27 protein-coding genes are annotated in these 20,884 nt (G+C 65.9%); 15 read left to right on the forward strand and 12 right to left on the reverse strand.

From position 1 onward, the window contains the following. The first annotated feature begins 170 nt into the window (after positions 1–170). Positions 171–410, forward strand: coding sequence for a hypothetical protein (locus tag U1739_RS08025; protein WP_332706214.1), 240 nt, complete (start codon positions 171–173; stop codon positions 408–410). 83 nt (positions 411–493) lie between these two features. Here the strand turns inward: U1739_RS08025 and U1739_RS08030 are convergent, their stop codons facing one another. From U1739_RS08030 to U1739_RS08055, 6 genes are all read right to left on the reverse strand, one after another. Further along, positions 494–814 carry a hypothetical protein gene (locus U1739_RS08030; protein ID WP_332706217.1) on the reverse strand — a complete coding sequence of 107 codons (321 nt, stop codon included), beginning with the start codon at positions 812–814 and terminating at the stop codon, positions 494–496. A 44-nt stretch (positions 815–858) separates the two neighbouring features. Next, the gene (locus U1739_RS08035; protein WP_332706220.1) at positions 859–1,074 is read right to left on the reverse strand and encodes a hypothetical protein; all 216 of its coding nucleotides are present in this window, start codon (positions 1,072–1,074) and stop codon (positions 859–861) included. Between the two features lie 103 nt (positions 1,075–1,177). After that, on the reverse strand, positions 1,178–2,176 hold the full coding sequence (locus U1739_RS08040; protein WP_332706223.1) for a nucleotidyltransferase family protein: 999 nt from the start codon (positions 2,174–2,176) through the stop codon (positions 1,178–1,180). Positions 2,177–2,300: 124 nt separating this feature from the next. After that, entirely contained in the window at positions 2,301–3,161 is an 861-nt protein-coding gene (locus tag U1739_RS08045) for an HprK-related kinase A (protein WP_332706226.1), read from the reverse strand. Beyond that, positions 3,158–3,439, reverse strand: a complete 282-nt coding sequence (locus U1739_RS08050) for an HPr-rel-A system PqqD family peptide chaperone (protein WP_332706229.1) — start codon at positions 3,437–3,439, stop codon at positions 3,158–3,160. Before U1739_RS08050 ends, U1739_RS08045 begins: the two co-directional genes overlap by 4 nt. A 4-nt stretch (positions 3,440–3,443) precedes the next feature. Further along, positions 3,444–3,845, reverse strand: a complete 402-nt coding sequence (locus U1739_RS08055; protein WP_332706232.1) for a hypothetical protein — start codon at positions 3,843–3,845, stop codon at positions 3,444–3,446. 81 nt (positions 3,846–3,926) lie between these two features. Between U1739_RS08055 and U1739_RS08060 the strand changes: the two genes are divergently transcribed. The 10 genes from U1739_RS08060 (at position 3,927) to U1739_RS08105 (ending at position 13,963) form a co-directional block, all read left to right on the forward strand. Continuing rightward, the gene (locus U1739_RS08060; RefSeq protein ID WP_332706235.1) at positions 3,927–5,132 is read left to right on the forward strand and encodes an ATP-binding protein; all 1,206 of its coding nucleotides are present in this window, start codon (positions 3,927–3,929) and stop codon (positions 5,130–5,132) included. 232 nt (positions 5,133–5,364) lie between these two features. Further along, positions 5,365–6,408 carry a substrate-binding domain-containing protein gene (locus tag U1739_RS08065; protein WP_332706598.1) on the forward strand — a complete coding sequence of 348 codons (1,044 nt, stop codon included), beginning with the start codon at positions 5,365–5,367 and terminating at the stop codon, positions 6,406–6,408. Positions 6,409–6,481: 73 nt separating this feature from the next. Then, positions 6,482–7,858, forward strand: coding sequence for a phosphate ABC transporter permease subunit PstC (gene pstC, locus U1739_RS08070; RefSeq protein WP_332706238.1), 1,377 nt, complete (start codon positions 6,482–6,484; stop codon positions 7,856–7,858). Beyond that, positions 7,851–9,152, forward strand: a complete 1,302-nt coding sequence (gene pstA, locus U1739_RS08075; protein ID WP_332706241.1) for a phosphate ABC transporter permease PstA — start codon at positions 7,851–7,853, stop codon at positions 9,150–9,152. Before pstC ends, pstA begins: the two co-directional genes overlap by 8 nt. Next, a complete protein-coding gene (pstB, locus tag U1739_RS08080) occupies positions 9,149–9,907 on the forward strand; it encodes a phosphate ABC transporter ATP-binding protein PstB (RefSeq protein ID WP_332706244.1) in 759 nt (252 codons plus the stop codon). The genes pstA and pstB overlap by 4 nt, the downstream gene beginning before the upstream one ends. Positions 9,908–9,920: 13 nt before the next feature. Further along, the gene (phoU, locus tag U1739_RS08085) at positions 9,921–10,613 is read left to right on the forward strand and encodes a phosphate signaling complex protein PhoU (protein WP_332706247.1); all 693 of its coding nucleotides are present in this window, start codon (positions 9,921–9,923) and stop codon (positions 10,611–10,613) included. Position 10,614: 1 nt separating this feature from the next. Then, positions 10,615–11,307, forward strand: coding sequence for a phosphate regulon transcriptional regulator PhoB (gene phoB, locus U1739_RS08090; RefSeq protein WP_332706250.1), 693 nt, complete (start codon positions 10,615–10,617; stop codon positions 11,305–11,307). Between the two features lie 96 nt (positions 11,308–11,403). Then, positions 11,404–11,733 carry a hypothetical protein gene (locus tag U1739_RS08095; RefSeq protein WP_332706253.1) on the forward strand — a complete coding sequence of 110 codons (330 nt, stop codon included), beginning with the start codon at positions 11,404–11,406 and terminating at the stop codon, positions 11,731–11,733. A gap of 107 nt (positions 11,734–11,840) precedes the next feature. Next, positions 11,841–12,740, forward strand: a complete 900-nt coding sequence (locus tag U1739_RS08100) for an SDR family NAD(P)-dependent oxidoreductase (protein WP_332706256.1) — start codon at positions 11,841–11,843, stop codon at positions 12,738–12,740. A gap of 194 nt (positions 12,741–12,934) precedes the next feature. Next, a complete protein-coding gene (locus tag U1739_RS08105) occupies positions 12,935–13,963 on the forward strand; it encodes a hypothetical protein (protein ID WP_332706259.1) in 1,029 nt (342 codons plus the stop codon). A gap of 106 nt (positions 13,964–14,069) precedes the next feature. On the opposite strand, the gene U1739_RS08110 is transcribed toward U1739_RS08105, so the two are convergent. Further along, positions 14,070–14,414 carry a DUF2794 domain-containing protein gene (locus U1739_RS08110; protein WP_332706262.1) on the reverse strand — a complete coding sequence of 115 codons (345 nt, stop codon included), beginning with the start codon at positions 14,412–14,414 and terminating at the stop codon, positions 14,070–14,072. Position 14,415: 1 nt separating this feature from the next. Next, positions 14,416–15,090: a serine O-acetyltransferase EpsC gene (gene epsC / locus U1739_RS08115; RefSeq protein WP_332706265.1), complete on the reverse strand. Its 675-nt coding sequence runs from the start codon at positions 15,088–15,090 to the stop codon at positions 14,416–14,418. Positions 15,091–15,251: 161 nt separating this feature from the next. Here epsC and U1739_RS08120 point away from each other — a divergent pair, with 161 nt between their 5' ends. The 3 genes from U1739_RS08120 (at position 15,252) to U1739_RS08130 (ending at position 17,770) form a co-directional block, all read left to right on the forward strand. Beyond that, the gene (locus tag U1739_RS08120) at positions 15,252–16,019 is read left to right on the forward strand and encodes a sulfite exporter TauE/SafE family protein (protein ID WP_332706267.1); all 768 of its coding nucleotides are present in this window, start codon (positions 15,252–15,254) and stop codon (positions 16,017–16,019) included. Positions 16,020–16,121: 102 nt separating this feature from the next. Beyond that, on the forward strand, positions 16,122–17,021 hold the full coding sequence (locus U1739_RS08125; RefSeq protein ID WP_332706269.1) for a hydrogen peroxide-inducible genes activator: 900 nt from the start codon (positions 16,122–16,124) through the stop codon (positions 17,019–17,021). An 86-nt stretch (positions 17,022–17,107) separates the two neighbouring features. Beyond that, complete coding sequence (locus U1739_RS08130; RefSeq protein ID WP_332706270.1) at positions 17,108–17,770, forward strand: fasciclin domain-containing protein; 663 nt, start codon at positions 17,108–17,110, stop codon at positions 17,768–17,770. Here the strand turns inward: U1739_RS08130 and U1739_RS08135 are convergent. The 3 genes from U1739_RS08135 to pgsA are packed head-to-tail and all read right to left on the reverse strand — an operon-like array spanning position 17,767 to position 19,030. After that, complete coding sequence (locus U1739_RS08135) at positions 17,767–18,207, reverse strand: molybdenum cofactor biosynthesis protein MoaE (protein ID WP_332706273.1); 441 nt, start codon at positions 18,205–18,207, stop codon at positions 17,767–17,769. The genes U1739_RS08130 and U1739_RS08135 overlap by 4 nt on opposite strands. Next, positions 18,204–18,458, reverse strand: coding sequence for a molybdopterin converting factor subunit 1 (gene moaD, locus U1739_RS08140; RefSeq protein WP_332706275.1), 255 nt, complete (start codon positions 18,456–18,458; stop codon positions 18,204–18,206). Before moaD ends, U1739_RS08135 begins: the two co-directional genes overlap by 4 nt. Positions 18,459–18,463: 5 nt before the next feature. Beyond that, complete coding sequence (gene pgsA / locus U1739_RS08145; protein WP_332706278.1) at positions 18,464–19,030, reverse strand: CDP-diacylglycerol--glycerol-3-phosphate 3-phosphatidyltransferase; 567 nt, start codon at positions 19,028–19,030, stop codon at positions 18,464–18,466. A gap of 136 nt (positions 19,031–19,166) precedes the next feature. Here pgsA and U1739_RS08150 point away from each other — a divergent pair, with 136 nt between their 5' ends. Continuing rightward, positions 19,167–20,456, forward strand: a complete 1,290-nt coding sequence (locus U1739_RS08150; protein WP_332706601.1) for an MFS transporter — start codon at positions 19,167–19,169, stop codon at positions 20,454–20,456. Positions 20,457–20,594: 138 nt separating this feature from the next. On the opposite strand, the gene U1739_RS08155 is transcribed toward U1739_RS08150, so the two are convergent. Continuing rightward, positions 20,595–20,759, reverse strand: coding sequence for a hypothetical protein (locus U1739_RS08155; RefSeq protein WP_332706281.1), 165 nt, complete (start codon positions 20,757–20,759; stop codon positions 20,595–20,597). Positions 20,760–20,884: the final 125 nt, after the last annotated feature.

Here is a 20,884-nt window from a genome sequence, read left to right on the forward strand (position 1 = left end):
ACGCTGGGGGACTCTCAAGCTGAACGAGCTGCGGCTTTCGGGCGAGCGCCGTAACGCTCTGAACGGCGAGAAGTGGGCGTTTCCCGCCACAGCCGACAAAGCCCTTAACGGTTGAACCCGATCCCCCTTATCTGCCAAGGGCCCGCTCCATTTTTTTGAAAAGGGTCACCATGCAGAAAATCGTTCAAGTCCTGTGCGTCGTGCTCGTCGGTGCTGCCGTGATGTTTGGCGGGCGGTGGTACATGTATGTCGCGCGCGCGGAGAGCCCGTATGATGAGGTCGGCATCGCGCTCAATGGCTATGCGCCGGGGCCGCTGCGGCGCTGGGGCTGCCATAAGATGCAGCAGCGCTTCCCGGATCAACTGCCGCCTTATGGCTGTGCAGGGCCGGATGGTCGGCACTGGAGCTAGATGATACCGGCGAACCGGCAATCGACAAACAAAGGGCCCCCACCGCTGCGGTGGAGGCCCTTTTCGCTGCGAGGTCGAATGGCTTATTTCTCGCCATTGTCCTTCACGCCGACGGTCGGCACGTCGACCGTCTCGGTCTCGGTCTTGACCTTGGGCACTTCGACTTCGGTCTTCTTGGTGCCGACGACGACTTCCTTCGAATCGAGATCGACCGACGGCAGTTCGCCGCCCTTGACCGATACTTCCGGCAGCGCGCCATCCTTCTTCATGTCAGCGCTCCAGAAGCCGGTCGCGAACAGCAGGCCGACGATGACGGCGATGGCGACCAGCACGATCGCGATCGTCGTGCCACCGCTACGGCGCTTTTCGACGACGACGGTCTCGTTGTTGCGATAATCGGACATGATACTCTCCCTGTTTATAACGCCGCTGAAACGGTGCCGCGGGGCTATTGTTCCGCAAAGTCCGCAACGCGGGGCGCAGCGTCGGGCAGGCGCTCGGCGCGGAACTGGCGCGGCTTGGTCAGGCCAAGCATTTGCATCCGCGCGCGCGTCGCTTCCTGCGAGCGCTCCAGTCCGGTGGCGATCTGGCGCACGGTGTGCCCGGCGGCAATGCGCGCGCGCAAGTCTTCGACGTCTTCTTCCGTCCAGCGTTTATTGGCCATGATGCGACCCTTCCCTCAATTGATCCCGTGTATGAGGAGGACTATTGCCGCGCGGCGCATGTCGGCGTGCTGAACCCGTCAGTCAGCTTGGGGACAGCTATGGTCAGCCGGCAGCGGGGCCCGCGCCGCCCTTGCGCCATTTGGTCCAAAGATGGCGCAGCAGCATGGCCGGGGGCATGCGCAGATAGTGCGAGCGGATGTAGAAGGCCTGGCGGGTCAACGGGCGGGTGGCGCGGCCCCAGCCGTCGCGCGCGGTGAGCCGGCGGAGATAGAGCCGGTCGGCGGCGGTCGGCGACACGCCTTGCCCATAGAGCGCCGCGGCGAGGCGCAGCGCACGGGTCGTCTCCTTGCCGAGCCCATGATGCGCCGCGCGCTCGGCCAGCCGCGCGGTGCCGCGTTCGGCGACGAGACAGTGCACGTCCCAAAGATTGCGCATCCCGCCGGCGAGATCGCCATCGGCGAACAGATGCGCCGCGGCATGGACGAGCATGTCGGCAGCGGACAGCGTCCATAGGCCCGGCGCGACCTCGACCGCATCGTCGAGCAGCGCCGCCGCATCGGGCGTGATGCGCGCGGTGAGCGGCAGGATCGTGTGGTGCACGTCGATCATGCGGTCGCGGTCGCGGTGGATCAGCGGGGGAAGCTCGTGCATCCAGCGCCGGTAATAAGCGTCGTCATAGGGATCGGGCTTGACCCATTCCCAGCCGGCGTTGAGCAACGCCGCCTCGACCGCAGCGAGGTGGGCATGCGGCACGAGGATATCGAGATCGCCGATCGAGCGCCCCTCCCCCGCCTCGAGGTCGGCGGCGACGAAGGAGGTGCCCTTGAGCAGGACGAGCGGGACGCCGAGCGGGAGCACGCGGCGCGCGGCTTCGGCTTCCCACAGCGCCAGCGTGCGGCCGTGAGCGGCCGATGCGCGCGCGTCGGCCAGGATCTGCGCGACGGCGGGCGGCTTGGGCACAGGATCGAGGCGGTAGGCGAGCGTGCCGATCATCTGCTCGGCGCGGGCGATGGCGAGCAAGTAGGTCCAGCCGTGCGCGTCGAGCGTGCGCGTGCTGCCGGGATCGCGCAAGGCGCGGGCGAGGAGCCAGCCGTCGTTCATTTGGGCGCACCGTCGCCAACAACTGTTCCCCCGCGAAAGCGGGGGTCCAGGGCCGCAAGCGCCGGCACCTGTGACTCTGGACTCCTGCTTTCGCAGGAGCACTGCATGATGTGCGGGCTAACCCTCACAACGCCGCCCACGCCGCTTCGACTTGCGCGATGGCGCTGTCGGTGTCGGGATAGTCGATCGCCCTGGCCGGCACCGCCGCGACCAGCCCGGTCAGCGCGTCGAAGCCGCGTTCGCCCATGGCGACGTAATTGGTCGAGGCCTGGGTCAGCCGCACGAACGCTTCGCTGGACGAAACGACACGCTCAGCGGGATCGAAGCCGAAGCTGGGGAACAGCAATAGCGCGGGCGTCGCCGGCACGCCCATCGCCGCCACCGCCGCCGCATCGGGCACCATATGACGGATGTCGCCCTTCGGCGTCGCCGCCAGCAAGGGCCCGAAGCGCGCATCGGGCGCGGCGCGCTCGACCACGCCGATCGCCTGGTTCTTGAGGCTGACGAGCCGCGGAAAGGCATGGACCAGCCCGGTGGCGGGATCGAGCAAGGCGAATTCGTCGCCCATCAGCCGCCAGCCGCGCCGCGACAATAACGCCGCCAGCGTCGATTTGCCCGCGCCCGACAGGCCGGTCATCAGCAGCGCTCGACCGTCGCGCTCGACCGTCGAGGCGTGCAGCAGCAGATAGCGCCGCTGGCCGAGCGCCATTTGCAGGTTCATGCCCATCTCCGCCGCGAGCAGGCCTTGCGCCAGCGGCAGTGGCGCGGCCTCGGGCAGCACGTAATCGCCGCCGATCATCACCGACGGGCGAATGAATCGGCGCCATGGCCGCGCCGCGAACAGGCGCACGGTGAAATCGGGCACGCCATCGCGCGGCGGGGGATAATCGGCGTAGAGATCGGCCAGATGCGCGATCGGCGCGCGCCAATCGGCGCCGACGCGAAACCCGATCGGCCCGATACGCACCGCAAAGACGTGCCTCACGCTGCGTCCACGATCTGGGCCTCGACCAAGCCCGCCGCGACCAGTTCGTCGAGCCGCGCGGCAAGCGCGCCATCGGCATCGCCGAGCTCGAACGCCGCCGCCAGCCGCACCTGCAGCTCGGGCAGCGACAGCCCCGCCTCGCCCAGCATCGCGAGGATCTCCGGCGCCGGCGCAGTGAGCAGATGGGTGATGCCGGAAGGGCGGTGATAGACGACGGTGAAATCGTCGAGCCAGGCGACGCGCAGGCTCTCGACGCGCGCCGCGCGAAACAACGTCACGGCCTCAGCCGCGCGGCATCTGCAGCGAGGCGAAGCACGTGAAGCCGCTGGTGCCCGATTGCAGCTTGCGGATGTAATTGGTGTAGGCGCGGCTGGTTTCGTAATCGGTGCCGGGCAATTGCCCGCCGGCCAGCGCGTTCTTGACGTCCTGCCCCTTGAACGGCCGGCCGCTGGCCGGGAACGATCCCGGCGTGCCCACCGGTACGACCGTGCCATCGGCGGCGATGGCCGAGCCGGCGCGCCCGGCATCGGGCACCGGAATCTCGCAGGTCAGCACCGAGGCATTGGTCTGGGCGAGCGCGGGGCGGATCGAAATAACCGCCGTCGCACCGACCGCGCCGAGCATCAGCGCGCGCCGTCGCGTGGTGCCGGCGGGCGCCGAGGCGGAAGGAATGTCGTCGCTCATCGCACTAGCCCTTTCATAATCGCCCGAAACTGGCAAGCGGGCCTAGCCCGGTTAAGCACGATTGGATTAAGGATCGTCCCGATGTTTCATGGTTTCGGTCTTCGCACACTCACCGCGATCGGCATCGTCGCGATCGCCGCCGTCGCCGTGTTCCTGCTCGGTCATGACGTGCAGCCGACCCTCGTCACCTTGGTCGGCGGGATCGCCGCGGTGCTGGCGGCAGCCGGCACGAGCGAGACCGTGCCCGACGCCGCCGACCCGCCGGCGGCGATCGAGCTGCCCGCGCCGGGGCTGGACGATGTGCTCGAAGTGATCGTCGAGCCGATCCTGATCGTCGCCGGCGGCCGCGTGACGCAGGCCAACGCCCCGGCGCGTGCGCTGCTCGGCCGGCATATCGTCGGCGAGGATGTGCGCATGGCGATCCGCCATCCCGCCGCCGCCGAACGACTGGTCGGACCGCTCGATCCCGGCGTGTCCGAGCCGATCGATCTGGTCGGGCTCGGCACGCTCGACCAACGCTGGCAGATGCGCGTCGGGGCGGGCCGCGACGGGCAGCGCATCGTGCAGTTGATCGACCAGACCAACAATTACGCCGCCGAGCGCATGCGCGTCGATTTCGTCGCCAATGCCAGCCACGAGCTGCGCACGCCCTTGGCCTCGATCCTCGGCTATATCGAAACACTCAACGAAGAGGCCGGCGACGATCCAGCGATCCGCGCCCGCTTCCTGAAGATCATGGACGACGAGGCGCGGCGCATGCAGCGCCTGGTCGAAGATCTCATTTCGCTGAGCCGGATCGAAGCCGAGAAATATCGCCTGCCCGATCGGGCCGTCGATCTGACCGACCTGATCGAGGAGGTGCGCAGCGAGATCACCAAGGGCGAGGTGATCCTGGAACTGGCGGACGACGTGCCGCCAGTGGCCGGCGACCGTGTGCAGCTCAGCCAAATGCTGCACAATCTGATCGGCAACGGCATCAAATACGGCCGCAAGGATGCGCCGGTGACGGTGCGGCTGCTGCAGGATCAGGCGGGGATGATCCGCCTCAGCGTCGCCGATCGCGGCGAAGGGATTGCCGCGGAGCATCTGCCGCGGCTCACCGAGCGCTTCTACCGCGTCGATTCCGGCCGCAGCCGCGCGGCCGGCGGCACCGGCCTGGGCCTGGCCATCGTCAAGCATATCGTCGAGCGGCATCGCGGGCGGCTCGACATTACCAGCCTGGTCGGCACCGGCACGACGGTGTCGATCCTGCTGCCGGCGCATGGGGCGGGCGGACGGGCTGTCTGATGCCACGGCCCTGGCGGTAAACCGTGCTCCTGCGAAAGCAGGAGCCCAGGATTACAAAGCATACCGCCTGCGACTCCTGGGCTCCTGCTTTCGCAGGAGAACAGCGAATTGTGTGAGCCCTACCCTGAACGTTGTCATAAAATCGCAACTCAACTGTCACAATGCAGCCCCTCACCGCTGCTAGGCGGATCGCGCCGGGCCGATACGCCTTCGCTGGAGACGCTGTTTCGTGCTGAGGTTCCTTGCATTGTCGATCGTCGCGCTCAGCGTTTCCGCATGTGCGGATCAGGCGAGCGGCGGCGGTGCGGGATCGCGCGATCATATCACCGCGGTCGGCTCGTCGACCGTCTATCCCTTCACCACGATCGTGGCCGAACAATTCGTCAACGCCACGCCGGGCGCCAAGGCACCGGTGATCGAATCGACCGGTACGGGCTCGGGGATGAAATTGTTCTGCGACGGCGTGGGCGCGGCGCATCCCGATCTTGTTAATGCCTCGCGCCGCATGAAGGCGTCGGAATATAAAAGCTGCGCCGCGCATGGCGTGACCGATATCATCGAGATCCAGGTCGGGCTCGACGGCATCGCCTTTGCCGAGGCGAAGAACGGGCCGAAGATGGTGCTGACCCCGGCCCAGATCTACCGCGCGCTCGCCGCCGCCCCCAATGGCCAGCCCAACACCAACCGCACGTGGCGCGACATCGATCCAGCGCTCCCCGCCACCCCGATCCAGGTCTACGGCCCGCCCTCGACCAGCGGCACGCGCGACGCGCTGACCGAATTGATCCTCGACAAGGGCTGCGCCGAAGTGTCACCGCAGGCGGCGGCGCTGAAGGACAGCGACAAGGATGGCTATGCCGCCTTGTGCAACCGCATCCGCGAAGACGGCGCCTATATCGACGCCGGCGAGAACGACAATCTGATCGTCCAGAAGCTGCAATCCAATCCCAATGCGATCGGCATCTTCGGCTATTCCTATCTCGAAGAGAATCACGATAATGTGAACGGCGTGCCGCTGAACGGCGTGACGCCGACCTATGCGACGATCGCGACCGGGCAGTATCCGGGATCGCGGCCATTGTTCATCTACGTCAAGAAGGCGCATCTGACGGCGATTCCGGGACTGGCGAAGTTCCTGAAGGCGTATGTCGCGGCGTGGAACCCGGACGGGCCGCTGGCGGCCAAGGGGCTGATCGCGTCACCGCCCGAGGTGCGTGCGGCGGCGGCGGCGGTGGTCGCCAATGGTACGCTGCTGAATGCGGCGGCATTGAAGTGAGCGCTGTCCATAGCAAAGCCGCCTCCCCGGCGAAGGCCCGAATCGTGGTAATCGTTGCGCGAGGCGCCCGCTAATGTCCGCCCTTACGCTCTTCTTCCTCATCATCGGCCTCGGGCTGATCGGCTGGCTGTCCGCCCGCGTCCGCGCGGTCAGCTTCCGCCGCGCGACCAGCGCGCGGTTCGGCTCGCTGCCGTCGCATCACGCCACGCATGTCGCCTTGTGGACCGTGTTGCCGGCCGCCTTGTTCATCGCGGTGTGGTCGTTCACCTCGCCCGCTTTGGTCACCGATCTGGTGCTGACCAACCCCGCCGCACAGCAATTGCCGCCAAAGGGGTTCGAGCGCGCCGCCGTGCTGTCCGAAGCGCGCAACCTCGCCGAGGGCCGCGGCTTCGGGGCGTTCCATCCGCTCGCCGAGACGCTCGCCCCGTCTTATGCCGCCGCGCAATCGCGCTACGACTGGATCGGCAGCGCCGCCGCGTTGCTGCTCGCCTTCGCCTGTGGCGCCTGGGCCTATACCCGCGTCCGCGCCGACTATCGCGCGCGGGCGAAGATCGAGCGCGTGGTGATGGTGCTGCTGCTCGCCGCCTCGTTGATCGCGATCCTCACCACCGTCGGTATCGTCGCATCCTTGCTGTTCGAATCCGCGCGCTTCTTCCGCATCGTGCCGATCACCGATTTCCTGTTCGGCACGCATTGGAGCCCGCAGGTCATTTCGGCCAAGGATCCCGGCGCGTCGCTCGGCGCCGTACCGCTCTTCTGGGGCACGTTCTTTATCGGCGCGGTGATCGCGATGATCGTCGCCATCCCGTTCGGACTGATGAGCGCGATCTACCTGACGCAATATGCCGCGCCCCGCGTGCGCCGTTGGATGAAGCCGATCCTCGAGATGCTCGCCGGCGTGCCGACGGTGGTTTACGGCTATTTCGCCGCGTTGACAGTGGCGCCGGCAGTGCGCGATTTCGCGGTGTGGATCGGGGTCAGCTGGGCGAGTTCGGAAAGCGCGCTCGCCGCGGGTCTCGTCATGGGCGTGATGATCATTCCGTTCGTCTCCTCGATGGCCGACGATTCGATCGCCGCCGTGCCCGCCTCGATGCGCGACGGCAGCCTGGCGATGGGGGCGACAAGCAGCGAGACGATCCGCAAGGTCGTGCTGCCCGCCGCACTGCCCGGCGTGGTCGGTGGCGTGTTGCTGGCGATCAGCCGCGCGATCGGCGAGACGATGATCGTCGTGATGGCCGCCTCGGGCGTGGCGACGATGACGCTCAATCCATTCGCCAGCGCCACCACGGTGACCAAGCAGATCGTCGATCTGCTGACCGGCGAAGCGGAGTTCGACAGCCCCAAGACGCTGGCCGCTTTCGCGCTCGGCCTGACGCTGTTCGTCATCACCCTGCTGCTCAACATCGTCGCGCTAAGCGTCGTCAAACGGTATCGCGAAGCCTATGACTGACACGCTCGTCCCTGGCCTGCCGCTGCACTCGACGCCGCTCGCCGAGCGTGCGCCGACCGACTGGCGCACCGATTCGATGCAGCGCCGCATCCGCAAACGCTACGCGTCCGAACGGCGCTTTCGTTTCTTCGGGCTGGCCGCGGTAGTGCTGTCGGCCAGCTTCCTCGCCTTCCTGCTGATCACCATGTTGATCAACGGCCTGGGCGGCTTCACGCAGACGCAGCTCAAGCTGCGCGTGGATTTTCCCGCCGCCGGGCTGACGCTCGACCCTGCCCGCCTGGCCGGGCCCGGCGCCGATTTCGCGCTCGCCGCCGCCGGGATCGAACGCGCTACCGATGCCGCCGCGACCGCGCAGTTCGGCACGGACGGGTATAAATTGCTGTCGGACGGCGCGTGGCTGCGCGTGCGCGCCGCGGTGAAGGCCGATCCCAAGCTGCTGCAAGGCGCGGCGGTGATCGACGTCCCCGCTTCGGACACGATCGACATTGCCGCCAAGGGCACGGGATCGCCCGAGGCCGAAGCGACCGTCGCCAAGCTGAAAGCGCAGAACGTCCTCTCCACCGGCTTCAACCCGAGCTTCCTCACCGCCTCCGACTCGACCGATCCGACCACGGTCGGGATCTGGGGGGCGCTGAAAGGCTCGCTCTATACGATGCTGGTAACGCTGTTGATCGCCTTCCCGGTCGGCGTGCTGTCCGCACTCTATCTCGAAGAATATGCCCCGAAGAACCGCTGGACCGATCTGATCGAGGTGTCGATCAACAATCTCGCCGCGGTGCCGTCGATCATTTTCGGCCTGCTCGGGCTCGCGGTATTCCTCAACGTGTTCCACCTGCCGCGCTCGGCGGCTTTGGTCGGCGGCCTGACGCTCGCGCTGATGACCATGCCGGTCATCGTCATTGCCGGCCGCAACGCGATCAAATCGGTGCCGCCGTCGATCCGCGACGCTGCGCTGGCGGTCGGCGCGAGCCCGATCCAGGTCGTGTTCCATCACGTCCTGCCGCTCGCTTTGCCCGGTATCCTGACCGGCACGATCATCGGCATGGCGCGCGCGCTGGGCGAAACCGCGCCGCTGCTGATGATCGGCATGCGCGCCTTCATGGTATCGCCGCCCGGACGCATCACCGATCCGGCCACCGTGCTGCCGGTGCAGATCTTCCTATGGTCCGATCAGGTCAATCGCGGCTTTGTCGAAAAGACCTCCGCGGCGATCATCGTGCTGCTCGTCTTCCTGCTCGCGATGAACGGGCTCGCCATCTATCTCCGCAACAAATTCGAGACCCGCTGGTCATGACCATCAAGATGTCCGCCCACCATGTGAACGTGTTTTACGGGCAGAAACAGGCGATCAACGACGTCTCGATCGATGTCGATCAGGACGAGGTCACCGCGTTCATCGGCCCCTCGGGCTGCGGCAAATCGACCTTCCTGCGCACGCTCAACCGCATGAACGACACCGTCGCCAGCGCGCGCGTCACGGGGGACATCCGGCTCGACGGCGAGGATATCTACGCCTCGAACATGGATGTGGTGCAGCTGCGCGCACGCGTCGGCATGGTGTTCCAAAAGCCCAATCCGTTCCCCAAATCGATCTTCGAGAATGTGGCCTATGGCCCACGCATCCACGGGCTGGCGGCGAACAAGACCGACCTTGCCGAAGTGGTCGAGAAATCGTTGAAGCGCGCCGGGCTGTGGGACGAGGTCAAGGATCGGCTGAGCGAAAGCGGCACCGCTTTGTCCGGCGGTCAGCAGCAGCGTTTGTGCATCGCCCGCGCGATTGCGGTCGATCCGGAAGTGATCCTGATGGACGAGCCGTGCTCGGCGCTCGATCCGATCGCCACGGCAAGGATCGAGGAATTGATCCACGAACTCAAGGGCCGCTACGCCATCGTCATCGTCACGCACAATATGCAGCAGGCTGCGCGCGTGTCGCAGCGCACCGCTTTCTTCCACCTCGGCACGCTGGTGGAATATGGCAACACCTCGGACATCTTCACCAATCCGCGCCAGGAGCGCACCAAGGATTACATCACCGGCCGCTACGGCTGAGAGGAACGGATCTGTGAACACCCACACCGTAAAAGCCTTCGATCAGGATATTGGCGAGCTGCGCGCACTGATCGCCCAGATGGGCGGGCTTGCCGAGCAGGCGATCCGCGATGCCGTGCAGGCGCTGACCCGGCACGATCTGGAGGCCGCAGCGCAGATCGTGGTTGGCGACAAGGCGATCGACGCGATCGAGATGAAGGTCGAACAGCTGGCGGTGCAGATCATCGCGCTGCGCGCGCCGATGGCCGACGACCTGCGCGAGGTCGTCGCCGCGATCAAGATCGGCGGCGTGATCGAACGCATCGGCGATTATGCCAAGAACATCGCCAAGCGCGTGCCCCTGGTGGAAAATCACGGCGACCTCGCGCCGCTGTCGATCCTTCCCGCTATGGCCAATCTGGCCATCAGCATGGTCCACGACGTGCTCGACGCGTTCGCCGCGCGCGATGCCGAGGCCGCGCTCGATGTGTGCCAGCGCGATCGCCAGGTCGATGATTTCTACAACAGCCTGTTCCGCGTGTTGGTGACCCACATGATGGAGAATCCGGCGACGATCGGTCAGATGGCGCATCTGCTGTTCATCGCCAAGAATTTGGAACGGGTCGGCGACCATGCGACGAACGTCGCGGAAATGGTCTATTTTGCCGCCACCGGCCATCACATGGTCGAACGCGATCGCGGCGACATCAAGACGGGGGAAATCTGATATGGCACGCGCACGTATGCTGCTGGTGGAGGACGACGCGGCCCTGGCCGAACTGCTCGTCTATCATTTCAAGCGCGAGGATTTCGAGATCGCGCACACGCCGGATGGCGAGGAAGCGCTGCTGCTCGCCAAGGAAAAGACCCCCGATATCGTGCTGCTCGACTGGATGGTCGAAAGCCTGTCGGGAATCGAAGTGTGCCGCCGCCTGCGCCGCATGCCCGAGACACAGAACGTGCCGATCATCATGCTCACCGCGCGCGGCGAGGAGGAGGATCGCGTCCGCGGGCTGGAAACCGGCGCCGACGATTACGTCACCAAGCCCTTCTCGCCCCGCGAACTGGTCGCCCGCGTCGGCGCGGTGCTGCGCCGCGTCCGCCCGGCGCTGGCCGGCGAGCAGCTGACCTATTCCGACATCGAGATGGACACGGTCGGCCACAAGGTCCGCCGCGGCGGCGACGTCGTCCCGCTCGGGCCGACGGAATTCCGCTTATTGAAGCATTTCCTGGAGCATCCCGGTTGGGTGTTCAGCCGCGAACGCCTGTTGGATGCGGTGTGGGGCCATGACAGCGATATCGAATCGCGCACCGTCGACGTGCACATCCGCCGCCTGCGCAAGGCGATCAACGGCGAGGACCGCCCGGACATCATCCGCACCGTCCGCTCGGCCGGTTATGCGCTGGATACAGGCACCTGAAGGACGAATCGTTATCGTAACGATGGAGCCATGGCGCGCGATGTGCGTTTGACCTCCATCGCCCGGATTGGCGTGCCCGTTTACAGGAGAATATCCATGAAGATCATGCTCATCGCCGCTTTGGCGTTCGCTGCACCGGCATTCGCGCAGACGACCCCGGCACCGGCCGACCCGGCAATGCAGGCGCCAGCCGCCGATCCGGCAACGCAGGATGCGCCCGCGGATCCGGCCATGCAGACTCCGCCAGCCGATCCCGCAGCGCCGATGCCGGCGGCCGATGCGGCAGCACCGATGCCGGCCGCAGCGCCCACCACGACCATGACGATGGGTCCGCTCGCCCCGCCGCCGGCACCGGAGCCCAAGGCCAGCTATCCGCGCTGCTCGAAGACGGTGAAAGACAGCTGCATCAATCCGGGCGGTAAGTAATTCGCTCGAATGACGTAGCGGAAGGGGGCGGGCACCATATCCCGCCCCCTTGCCAGCCACGATTGTTGGCCTAGGAAAGCGCTCACCATTCACGGGAGCGCTTTTTTATGTCCATCCGTTTCGATGACAAGGTCGCCATCGTCACCGGCGCCGGCGGCGGCCTCGGCCGCGCCTATGCGCTCGAACTCGCCAAGCGTGGCGCGAAGGTCGTGGTCAACGATCTCGGCGCATCGCGCGACGGCACCGGCCATTCCGACGCCGCACTGCAGGTGGTCGAGGAAATCAAGGCCGCTGGCGGCACCGCCATGTCGAACGGCGGCAGCGTCACCGAATATGAGCAGATGGTCGAGATGGTCGCCAAGGCGCAGGAAGCCTGGGGCGGCGTGCATATCGTCATCAACAATGCCGGCGTGCTGCGCGACAAGAGCTTCACCAAGATGGAGCCGGCGGATTTCAAGTTCGTCGTCGACGTGCACCTCAACGGCTCGGCCAACGTCACCAAGGCGGTGTGGGACCTGATGCGCGCGCAGAATTACGGGCGCTTGTTGATGACCGCGTCGTCGACCGGGCTGTACGGCAATTTCGGACAGGCCAATTACGGCGCGGCGAAACTGGCGCTTGCCGGCCTGACCAAGACGCTGGCGATCGAAGGCGCCAAGAACAACATCAAGGTCAACACGATCGCGCCGACCGCCGGCACGCGCATGACCGAGGACCTGTTCCCGGCCGAGGCGTTCGCCGCCTTCTCGCCCGACAAGGTCGCGCCCGCGGCCTTGTACCTGGTGTCGGAAGAGGCACCGACCAACATGATCATCGGCGCCGGCGCCGGCGTGTTCCAGGCGGCCTATGTCACGCTGACGCAAGGGAAATTGCTCACCGGCGAGGAATTGTCGCCCGAGGGCATCGCGGCGCATTGGGCCGAGATCACCGACCGTACCGGCGAGATGACGCCGCAGAACGGCGCGGAACAGTCTATGAGCATTTTGAAGAAGCTGCAGGGCGGCTGACCTCCTACTCCTCCCCGGCACGGGGAGGTAGCGCGAAGCGCGACGGAGGGGTGTGCCGGCTACGCGATTGTAGCGTTGCCGGCCCACCCCCTCCGTCAGCCTGTGGCTGCCACCTCCCCGTGCCGGGGAGGATTGGTGTATTGCAAGACTAATGCACCTATGCCATTCTCCCTGCACCAACAGGGAGGACTGCCATGTATAGCGAAAGCGACATCGAAGGCGCCGTGACCGCCGGAGCGCTCAGCCCGGAGGCCGCCGCCGCATTGCGCCAGCATATCGCCATGACGCGCGACGCGCCGGCGGTCGACGAGGAGAGCTTCCGCCTGCTCACCGGTTTCAACGATATTTTCGTCTCGATCGCGATCGCGCTGCTGCTCGTCGCCCTGGGGCAGATTGGCGGATCGATGTCGGTCGCGCTGGGCGGCGCGGCAGTGGCCGGGGCGTCGTGGCTGCTGGCGGAATATTTCACGCGGCGGCGGCGCATGGCGCTGCCCAGCATCCTGCTGCTGCTCGGCTTTGCCGGGGGTGTCGCGGCGACCTTGATCGGCCTGCTGATCGATAGCCATGCCGATGTCTCGCAGCAGACCCAGGCAATCATCAGCGCCGGGGTCGGGCTGGTCACCGCCGGCGCCGCGTGGCTGCACTGGCGCCGCTTCATGGTGCCGATCACCATCGCCGCGGGCGCGCTTGCGCTGGTCGGCACGGTCGTGTCGCTGGTCATGGCGGCGGTGCCGGCAAGCCGCGAGGCGATCTATCCGATCACCTTGGCCGGCGGCGTGGCGGTGTTCGCGCTCGCCATGTGGTGGGACATGTCCGATCCGCGCCGCCTCACCCGCCGTGCCGATGTCGCCTTCTGGCTGCACCTCGCCGCCGCGCCGCTGATCGCGCATCCCGTGTTCCAGATGCTCGGCGTGTTCGATAGCGCCGGCGTGGGCATGGGCGTGATCGTGCTCGGCCTCTACCTGCTGTTCGGCTTTATCGCGCTGGCCATCGACCGCCGCGCCTTGCTCGTCTCGAGCCTCGCTTATGTGCTGTTCGCAATGTACGCGATCATCAGGTCGGCCGGCGCGGTCGAACTGAGCGCGGCTATCACCGGGCTGATCATCGGTTCGGCCCTGCTGGTGTTGTCGGCCTTCTGGCATTGGATGCGCGCGCTGGTGGTGGGGACGCTGGGGGATGTCGGGCGGCGCCTGCCGCCGGTGTCGGGTTTGGCGGTGGCGTAGCCACGATCGTCACCCCAGCGAAAGCTGGGGTATCAATGGGGCGGGTGCTGCGCCCGCCCCACCAAGATCCCAGCTTTCGCTGGGATGACGTTCTACCTCCCGACGCTCACTCCGCCACCAGCTTCATCAACCGCCGCTCGACCGGGGCCAATACCGGCCCGAGCTCCTGCCCCCGCTTCAGCACCACGCCGGCTTCGCCGATCAGCGCCCACATGCCCTGGCGGTTGCGCAACGCCGGCCGCTTCTCGATGCGAAACTCGGGCCGCTCGGCGGCGCGACGGAAGGCCGAGAAGATGGCGGCGTCGCGCCCCAGATCCATGGCGTAATCCTTCCAATGCCCGGCCGAAACCATGCGGCCGTACAGATCCAGGATGCGATTCAACTCGGCGCGATCGAAGCCGACCTGCATGGGGCCGCGCAGCGGCGTCGGGAAAGGCGTGACGACTCCCACGTCAGGCGCGGTCTTTCAGCTCTTCGTTTTCGGCCAGCAGCGCGTCCAGCCGCTTGCGCATCGTCTCCAGCTCGCAGCGCAGCATCTCGACCTTCTGCGTCGCCGGATCGAACATGTCGCTGCACGGCGTGCCATAAGCCAGGAAGCCGGCCTGCTTGCGTCCGCCCTCGACCATCGTCGCGCGCGCGGGAATGCCGACCATCACGGCGCCTTCGGGCACGTCCTTGGTAACCACCGCATTGGCGCCCACGCGGCCGCCCTTGCCGACCACGATCGGGCCCAACACCTGGGCGCCGGAGCCGATGATCACGCCGTCCGACAAGGTCGGATGGCGCTTGCCGGCGACGCCGTTATCGGGGCTGGTGCCGCCCAGCGTGACGCACTGATAGATCGTGACATTGTCGCCGATCACAGCCGTTTCGCCGATCACCACGAAGCCGTGATCGATAAAGAAATTGCGCCCGATCGTGGCGCCCGGATGGATGTCGATCGCGGTAAACATGCGCGACCAATGATTGACGAGGCGCGCGAGGAAGAACAGCTTGGCCTTGAACAGACGATGCGCGATGCGGTGATAGCCGAGCGCCCACACCCCAGGATAGGTGAGGATTTCGGCGCGCGATCGCGGCGCGGGATCGCGCGCCTTGATCGAATCGAGATAGGCGATCAGCCCCATGTGCGTCGTCCGCCCCTGTTACGTTGCGCGCAATCTAGGCGTTCCGATCGCCGATTTAAAGCACCGCCCCATCGTAAGTTTCTCGCAGCAAACCCTATCTTGCTTGTAGGATTTGAGCTGGTACGCGATCCAGCGACGATAGACGTCGTGTGAGGATTGCCTTGAGCTCGTATTTTTCGGTCGACACGATAGAAGCGGTCTTGCCTTTCATTGCGGTGGGCTTCGCCGCGCAAATGGTCGATGGGGCGCTGGGCATGGCGTTCGGGGTGATCTCCAATTCGCTGTTGCTGTTCATGGGCGTGCCCCCTGCGGCGGCCTCGGCCGGCGTCCATACCGTGGAGACGTTCACCACCGCGGTCTCCGGCATCAGCCATGCGCTGCATCGCAATGTGAACTGGCGGATGTTCTTCCGGCTGATGATTCCCGGGGTGATCGGCGGGGTGTTCGGCGCCTACATACTATCCAATCTCGATGCGGCGGTGGTGAAGCCGTATATCCTCGTCTATCTCGCGGCGATCGGCCTGTATCTGCTGTGGCGCTCGACGCATTATCCGCCCAAGGAACGCACCCCCAAGATCGTCGAGCCGCTCGGGCTGGTCGGCGGTTTCCTCGATGCCGCGGGCGGCGGCGGCTGGGGGCCGGTGGTGACCTCCAATCTGCTCGTGCAAGGCGCGTCGCCGCGGATGACCGTCGGCACGGTCAACACCGCGGAATTCTTCCTGACCACGACCATCTCCGCGACGTTCATCACGCAGCTCGGCTGGGAAGCGTTCACGCTGGCCACGGTCGGCCTGCTGATCGGCGGCGTGATCGCCGCGCCATTCGGTGCGATCCTGGCCAAGCGCGTGCCAGCCGAACGGCTGATGTTCATGGTCGGGATTATCCTGACGCTGACCAGCCTGTTCAACCTGTATCAAGCAGTGAAATAGGCCGTCGCCCCGGCGACGGCCGCACAACCACTCAACCACATTGTGATGGCTTTTAATCGACGCACTAGTCTATTCAGCCGATTCTGATCGACTGGAGCGATGATGGCCACTTACCTACCGACGTTGAAGCAACTGCAATATCTCGTCGCGCTCAAGGATGCCGGCCATTTCGGGCGCGCGGCGGAGGGGTGTTTCGTGACCCAGTCCACTTTGTCGGCGGGCATCCGCGAACTGGAAACGCTGATCGGCGTGGTGCTGGTCGAGCGCACGCGCCGCGTGGTGCGCTTCACCCCGCTTGGCGATCGCATCGCCGACAAGGCGCGCATCGTGCTGCGCGAGGCCGACGAACTGGGCGACATGGCGCGCGCCGCGGGGCGGCCGCTCTCCGGCGACATGCGCATGAGCGTGATCCCGACCATCGCCCCCTTCATGCTGCCGCGCATCCTGCCCCGGCTGCGCGAGAGCTATCCGGACCTCAAGCTGTTCCTGCGCGAGGAGCCAAGCGGCGCGGCGTGCGAGGGATTGCAGAACGGGCGCACCGACTGCGTCTTGCTGGCATTGCCCTATGCTTGCGGCGACGTGGCCAGCGCTTTCCTGTTCGAGGACCGGCTGTTCGTCGCCGGAAGCCTCGCCGAGCTTGGCGGCAACACGCCGACGATCCGCGCGCGCGATATCGACGAGACGCGGCTGTTGCTGCTCGAGGACGGGCATTGTCTGAAGGATCATGCGCTGGCGGCGTGCAGTCGCCCGGAAATGCGCGCCGAGGCGACGATGCTCGGCACGTCGCTGCACACCATCGTGCAAATGGTCGATAACGGCCTGGGCGTTACCTTGCTGCCGGAAATGGCGCTGAAAGCGGGCATTCTCGATCATACCGGGCTGACCGCGCGGCCGCTCGAGGCGGACAGCCCGTCGCGCCAGATCGCGCTCGTGTGGCGCCGCGCGAGCCCGCGTGAAAAGGACTTTCAGTTGCTCGCGCAGGTGCTGGCCGAGGCGCGTTGATGGCACACAAGTGAAACAAATCGCCGTTTGGATCGTATCTTTGGAGTGCGCTGCCTGATGGCGCGCCCAACAATCCGGAGATTTTCATGACGTCCATCACCAAACTCCCCCTCGTCGCGCTGGTTGCAGCGCTCTCGATCGGCACCGTTTCGGCCCAGACGACGACCGCACGGACAACCGCACCGACGACCGCACCAACGGCCGCCGCACCGGTGGCGCCAACTGCCAAGACGGCGCCCGCGGCGCCGGCCGCCGCTGTGCCTAACCCCGATGTCGGTGGCGTGAAGATGGAGGCGACCAAGACGATCGTCGACAATGCCGCCGCCGCGCCCAACCTGACCACCCTGGTCAAGGCGGTGCAGGCCGCTGGCCTTGCCGCCACCCTGTCCGGCCCGGGCCCGTTCACCGTGTTCGCACCGACCAACGACGCGTTTGGCCGTCTCGCCCCCGGCACCGTCGACACGTTGCTCAAGCCCGAAGCCAAGCCGCTGCTGATCAAGGCATTGACCTATCACGTCGTGCCGGGCTCGATCTCGGCCGAGCAGCTTAAGGCGCAGATCACCGCCGGCGGTGGCAAGGCCACGCTGACCACGGTCGAAGGTGAGCCGCTGGTTGCCGAGTTCGCCAACAATGCGCTCAGCCTGACCGATATTCATGGCAATAAGAGCTATGTCGAAGTGCCCGACGTGCGCCAGTCGAACGGCATCGTCCATGTCGTGAACGGCGTGCTGCTGCCGAAGCTCGACTAAGCCTTCCACCGCGCGGCGGCGACATCGTCGCTGTCGCGCGGTTCTACCCAGTGCGCATCTGCGCCGCGCGTCTCACGCTTCCAGAACGGGGCGTCGGTCTTCAGCCGATCGATGAGAAACGCGCTCGCTTCCAGTGCCGCCCCCCGATGCGGTGCGCTCACGCCGACGAACACGATTCGCTCGCCCGGCCGCATCACGCCGACGCGGTGCACGATCGTTGCGGCCAATAACGACCAGCGCGTGCGCGCGAGTTCCGCCAGTTTCACCAGCGCCGCATCGGTCGCGCCGGGATAATGTTCGAGCTCCAACGTACCGACGCCATCATCGGCGCGGACCAGGCCGCTGAACGTCGCCACCGCGCCCGCCCCGCCCGCTTCGAGCGCTGCCATCTCGGCCGCGACATCGATCGTGTCGCTATTGACGACAACGCGGATCATCCGCCGGTCACCGGGGGAAAGATCGCCACCTCACGCGCGCCGACGATCGATGCATCGAGCGGCACGAACACTTGATCCACCGCCGCGCGCAACCGCCCCCGGTCCGCCAGCGCCTGCGCATGGCCGGCGCTCAGCGTCGCCAGCCAATCGATCAATGCGGTAACCGTTGCGATGCCCTCGGGCGGATCGACCCGCTCCTGCCCGGTGCCGACGGCTTCGCGCACCCAGGCGAAATACAGCACGTCCAGCATGACGCTCAGTCCATATGCTTCAGGCCGACGCGGAGATAATCCCAGCCGGTGATCAGAGTCAGCACCGCGGCACCCCATAAAGCGGCGAGCGAAATCGTCTGCAGCACGGGCCAGCCGGGCAGCCCGCCGGCCAGGATCAACCCGCCCAGCGAGACGAGCTGCAGCGTCGTCTTCCACTTGGCCAGTTGCGACACCGGCACGGAAACCTGCAATTGGGCGAGGAACTCGCGCAAGCCCGACACCGCGATCTCGCGGAGCAGGATGACCAGCGCTGCGATCTGGTGAATGCCGGGGATCAAGGCCGGCTGCGTGTCGCGCGTGCCGACCAGCAGCAGGATCACCGCCGCCACCATGATCTTGTCGGCGATCGGATCCAGGAACACGCCGAGCTTCGAGACGGCGCCTTGCGCGCGCGCCAGATAGCCATCGAAATAGTCGGTAATGCCCATCAGGCAGTAGAGCACGAACCCGGCCAGATACCCGTCCGCCCAGCCCGGCCACCACAACAAGGCGGCCAATAACGGAATTGCCACGATTCGCGACAAGGTGAGGAGATTGGGCAGTGTCCACATAGGCCTGTCCTAGACCCGACCCGTCTCGTGCGAAAGCCCATGCGCCGATCGCTACGGTCGATAGCGGTTGCCGCCCCCCCGGCCGCTCGGCTATGTCGCCGCCACGTTCTCGCCACATCAAAGGCCGTTTTCGACCATGCTCAATGCGCTCGGCCTACTCAAAGAGCGCCGTTTCCTGCCGTTGTTCACCACCCAATTCCTCGGGGCGTTCAACGACAATCTGTTCAAGCAGGCGATGGTGCTGTTCGCCACCTACAGCATCTTCAACGATGCCAAGGCGGAGCAGGGCTTCAACGCGCTGGCCACGGCGCTATCGACGCTGCCGTTCATCCTGTTTTCGGCGCTGGCCGGGCAATTGGCCGATACCAACGACAAGGCCAAGATCATCCGCATCGTGAAAACGGCGGAAATCCTCATCATGCTGGTCGGCGCCGCCGGACTGTTGCTCGCCAAGGCCGGGCACACGCAGGCCGGCATCGTCTTCATGCTGGGCGCGGTGTTCCTGCTCGGCGTGCATTCGACGTTCCTGGGCCCGATCAAATACGCCATTCTGCCGCAGCATCTGGACAAGGAGGATGTGCTTGGCGGCACCGGCCTGGTCGAGGCGGGCACGTATATCGCCATCTTAATGGGCACGATCCTGGCCGGCTATATTTCGATCGAGACAGCGGCGATCGGCGTGCTGATCGTTGCCGGGATCGGCTGGTTTGCCGGACGCGAAGTGCCCCCCGCGCCGCGCGAAGGCGCCAATCTCGAGATCAATTACAATCCGATCACCTCGTCCTGGCGGCTGATCAGCGCGACGATGCATATCCCGCGCCTGTTCCTGGCGATCTGTGCGATCAGCTTCTTCTGGACGATCGGCGCGGTGCTGATCATCATCTTCCCGCCGCTGGTGAAGAATTTGCTCACCACCACGCAAGAAGTCGCCAGCCTGTTCACCGCCACGCTGTCGATCGGTATCGCCATCGGCTCGGTGGTGATCAACAGCCTGCTCAAGGGCAAGATCTCCGCTAAATACGGCGCGGCCTCGGTGATTGCGATGGGTCTGTGCGTGGTCGTCTTCTCCACCTTAGTACGGATGTGGACTCCCGCCCCCCCCGGCCAATTCTACGATTGGCGCGAATTCATCGCCCAGCCGAGCGCGATCCCGGTGATGCTGTCGCTGCTCGCCATCGCCGTCACCGGCGGCATGTTCGTCGTGCCGCTCTACGCTTTCCTCACCACCACGGTGACCAAGGACCAGACCGCCCGAACGGTGGCCGCAAACAATGTGGTCAATTGCACCGCGATGACGATCGGCGCGGCGGCGGTGATCTTCATCTCCTCGCTGGGCGTGACGCCGGAGGATATGTTGTTGCTGGTCGCCGCGATGTGTCTGGTGGCGGCGTGGCTGGCACATAAGCTGCACAAGGCGTGCGACTGAGCCACGCGCAGACGCTCGTTACCGTCATCCCAGCGAAGGCTGGGATCTCAAGCGGCCTTGGCGGGACAGAGCCGCACAAGACCCCAGCTTGCGCTGGGGTGACGCGGTGTAGCTAAGCCGCGGCCGTCACCGCTCGCCTCAAAAAATCAGCGTATAGAAACAGACGAAGAAGGCGGTGAAGCTCAGCGCGAACAGCTTCAGATCGCTATCGTCCGGATTGGCCACTTTCACGCGCGGCGCGCGGATCACGCTGGCGCGGAACGGGTGGCGGGCCGGGGCGGCGGGGAGCGTGCGGCTGATCATCACTAAGAGTTAACAAACTGTTTACGATTCCGCCAAGCGCAAAGCGTGGTTAAGAATTGTGCTGCGTTGGGACGGTCGCGAATCGCGTCGATCGATCGCAAAGCAGTGCCCGCCCTGCCTTACCG

This window comes from Parasphingomonas puruogangriensis (genome assembly GCF_036663635.1).
In the GTDB taxonomy this organism is placed as follows: domain Bacteria; phylum Pseudomonadota; class Alphaproteobacteria; order Sphingomonadales; family Sphingomonadaceae; genus Sphingomonas.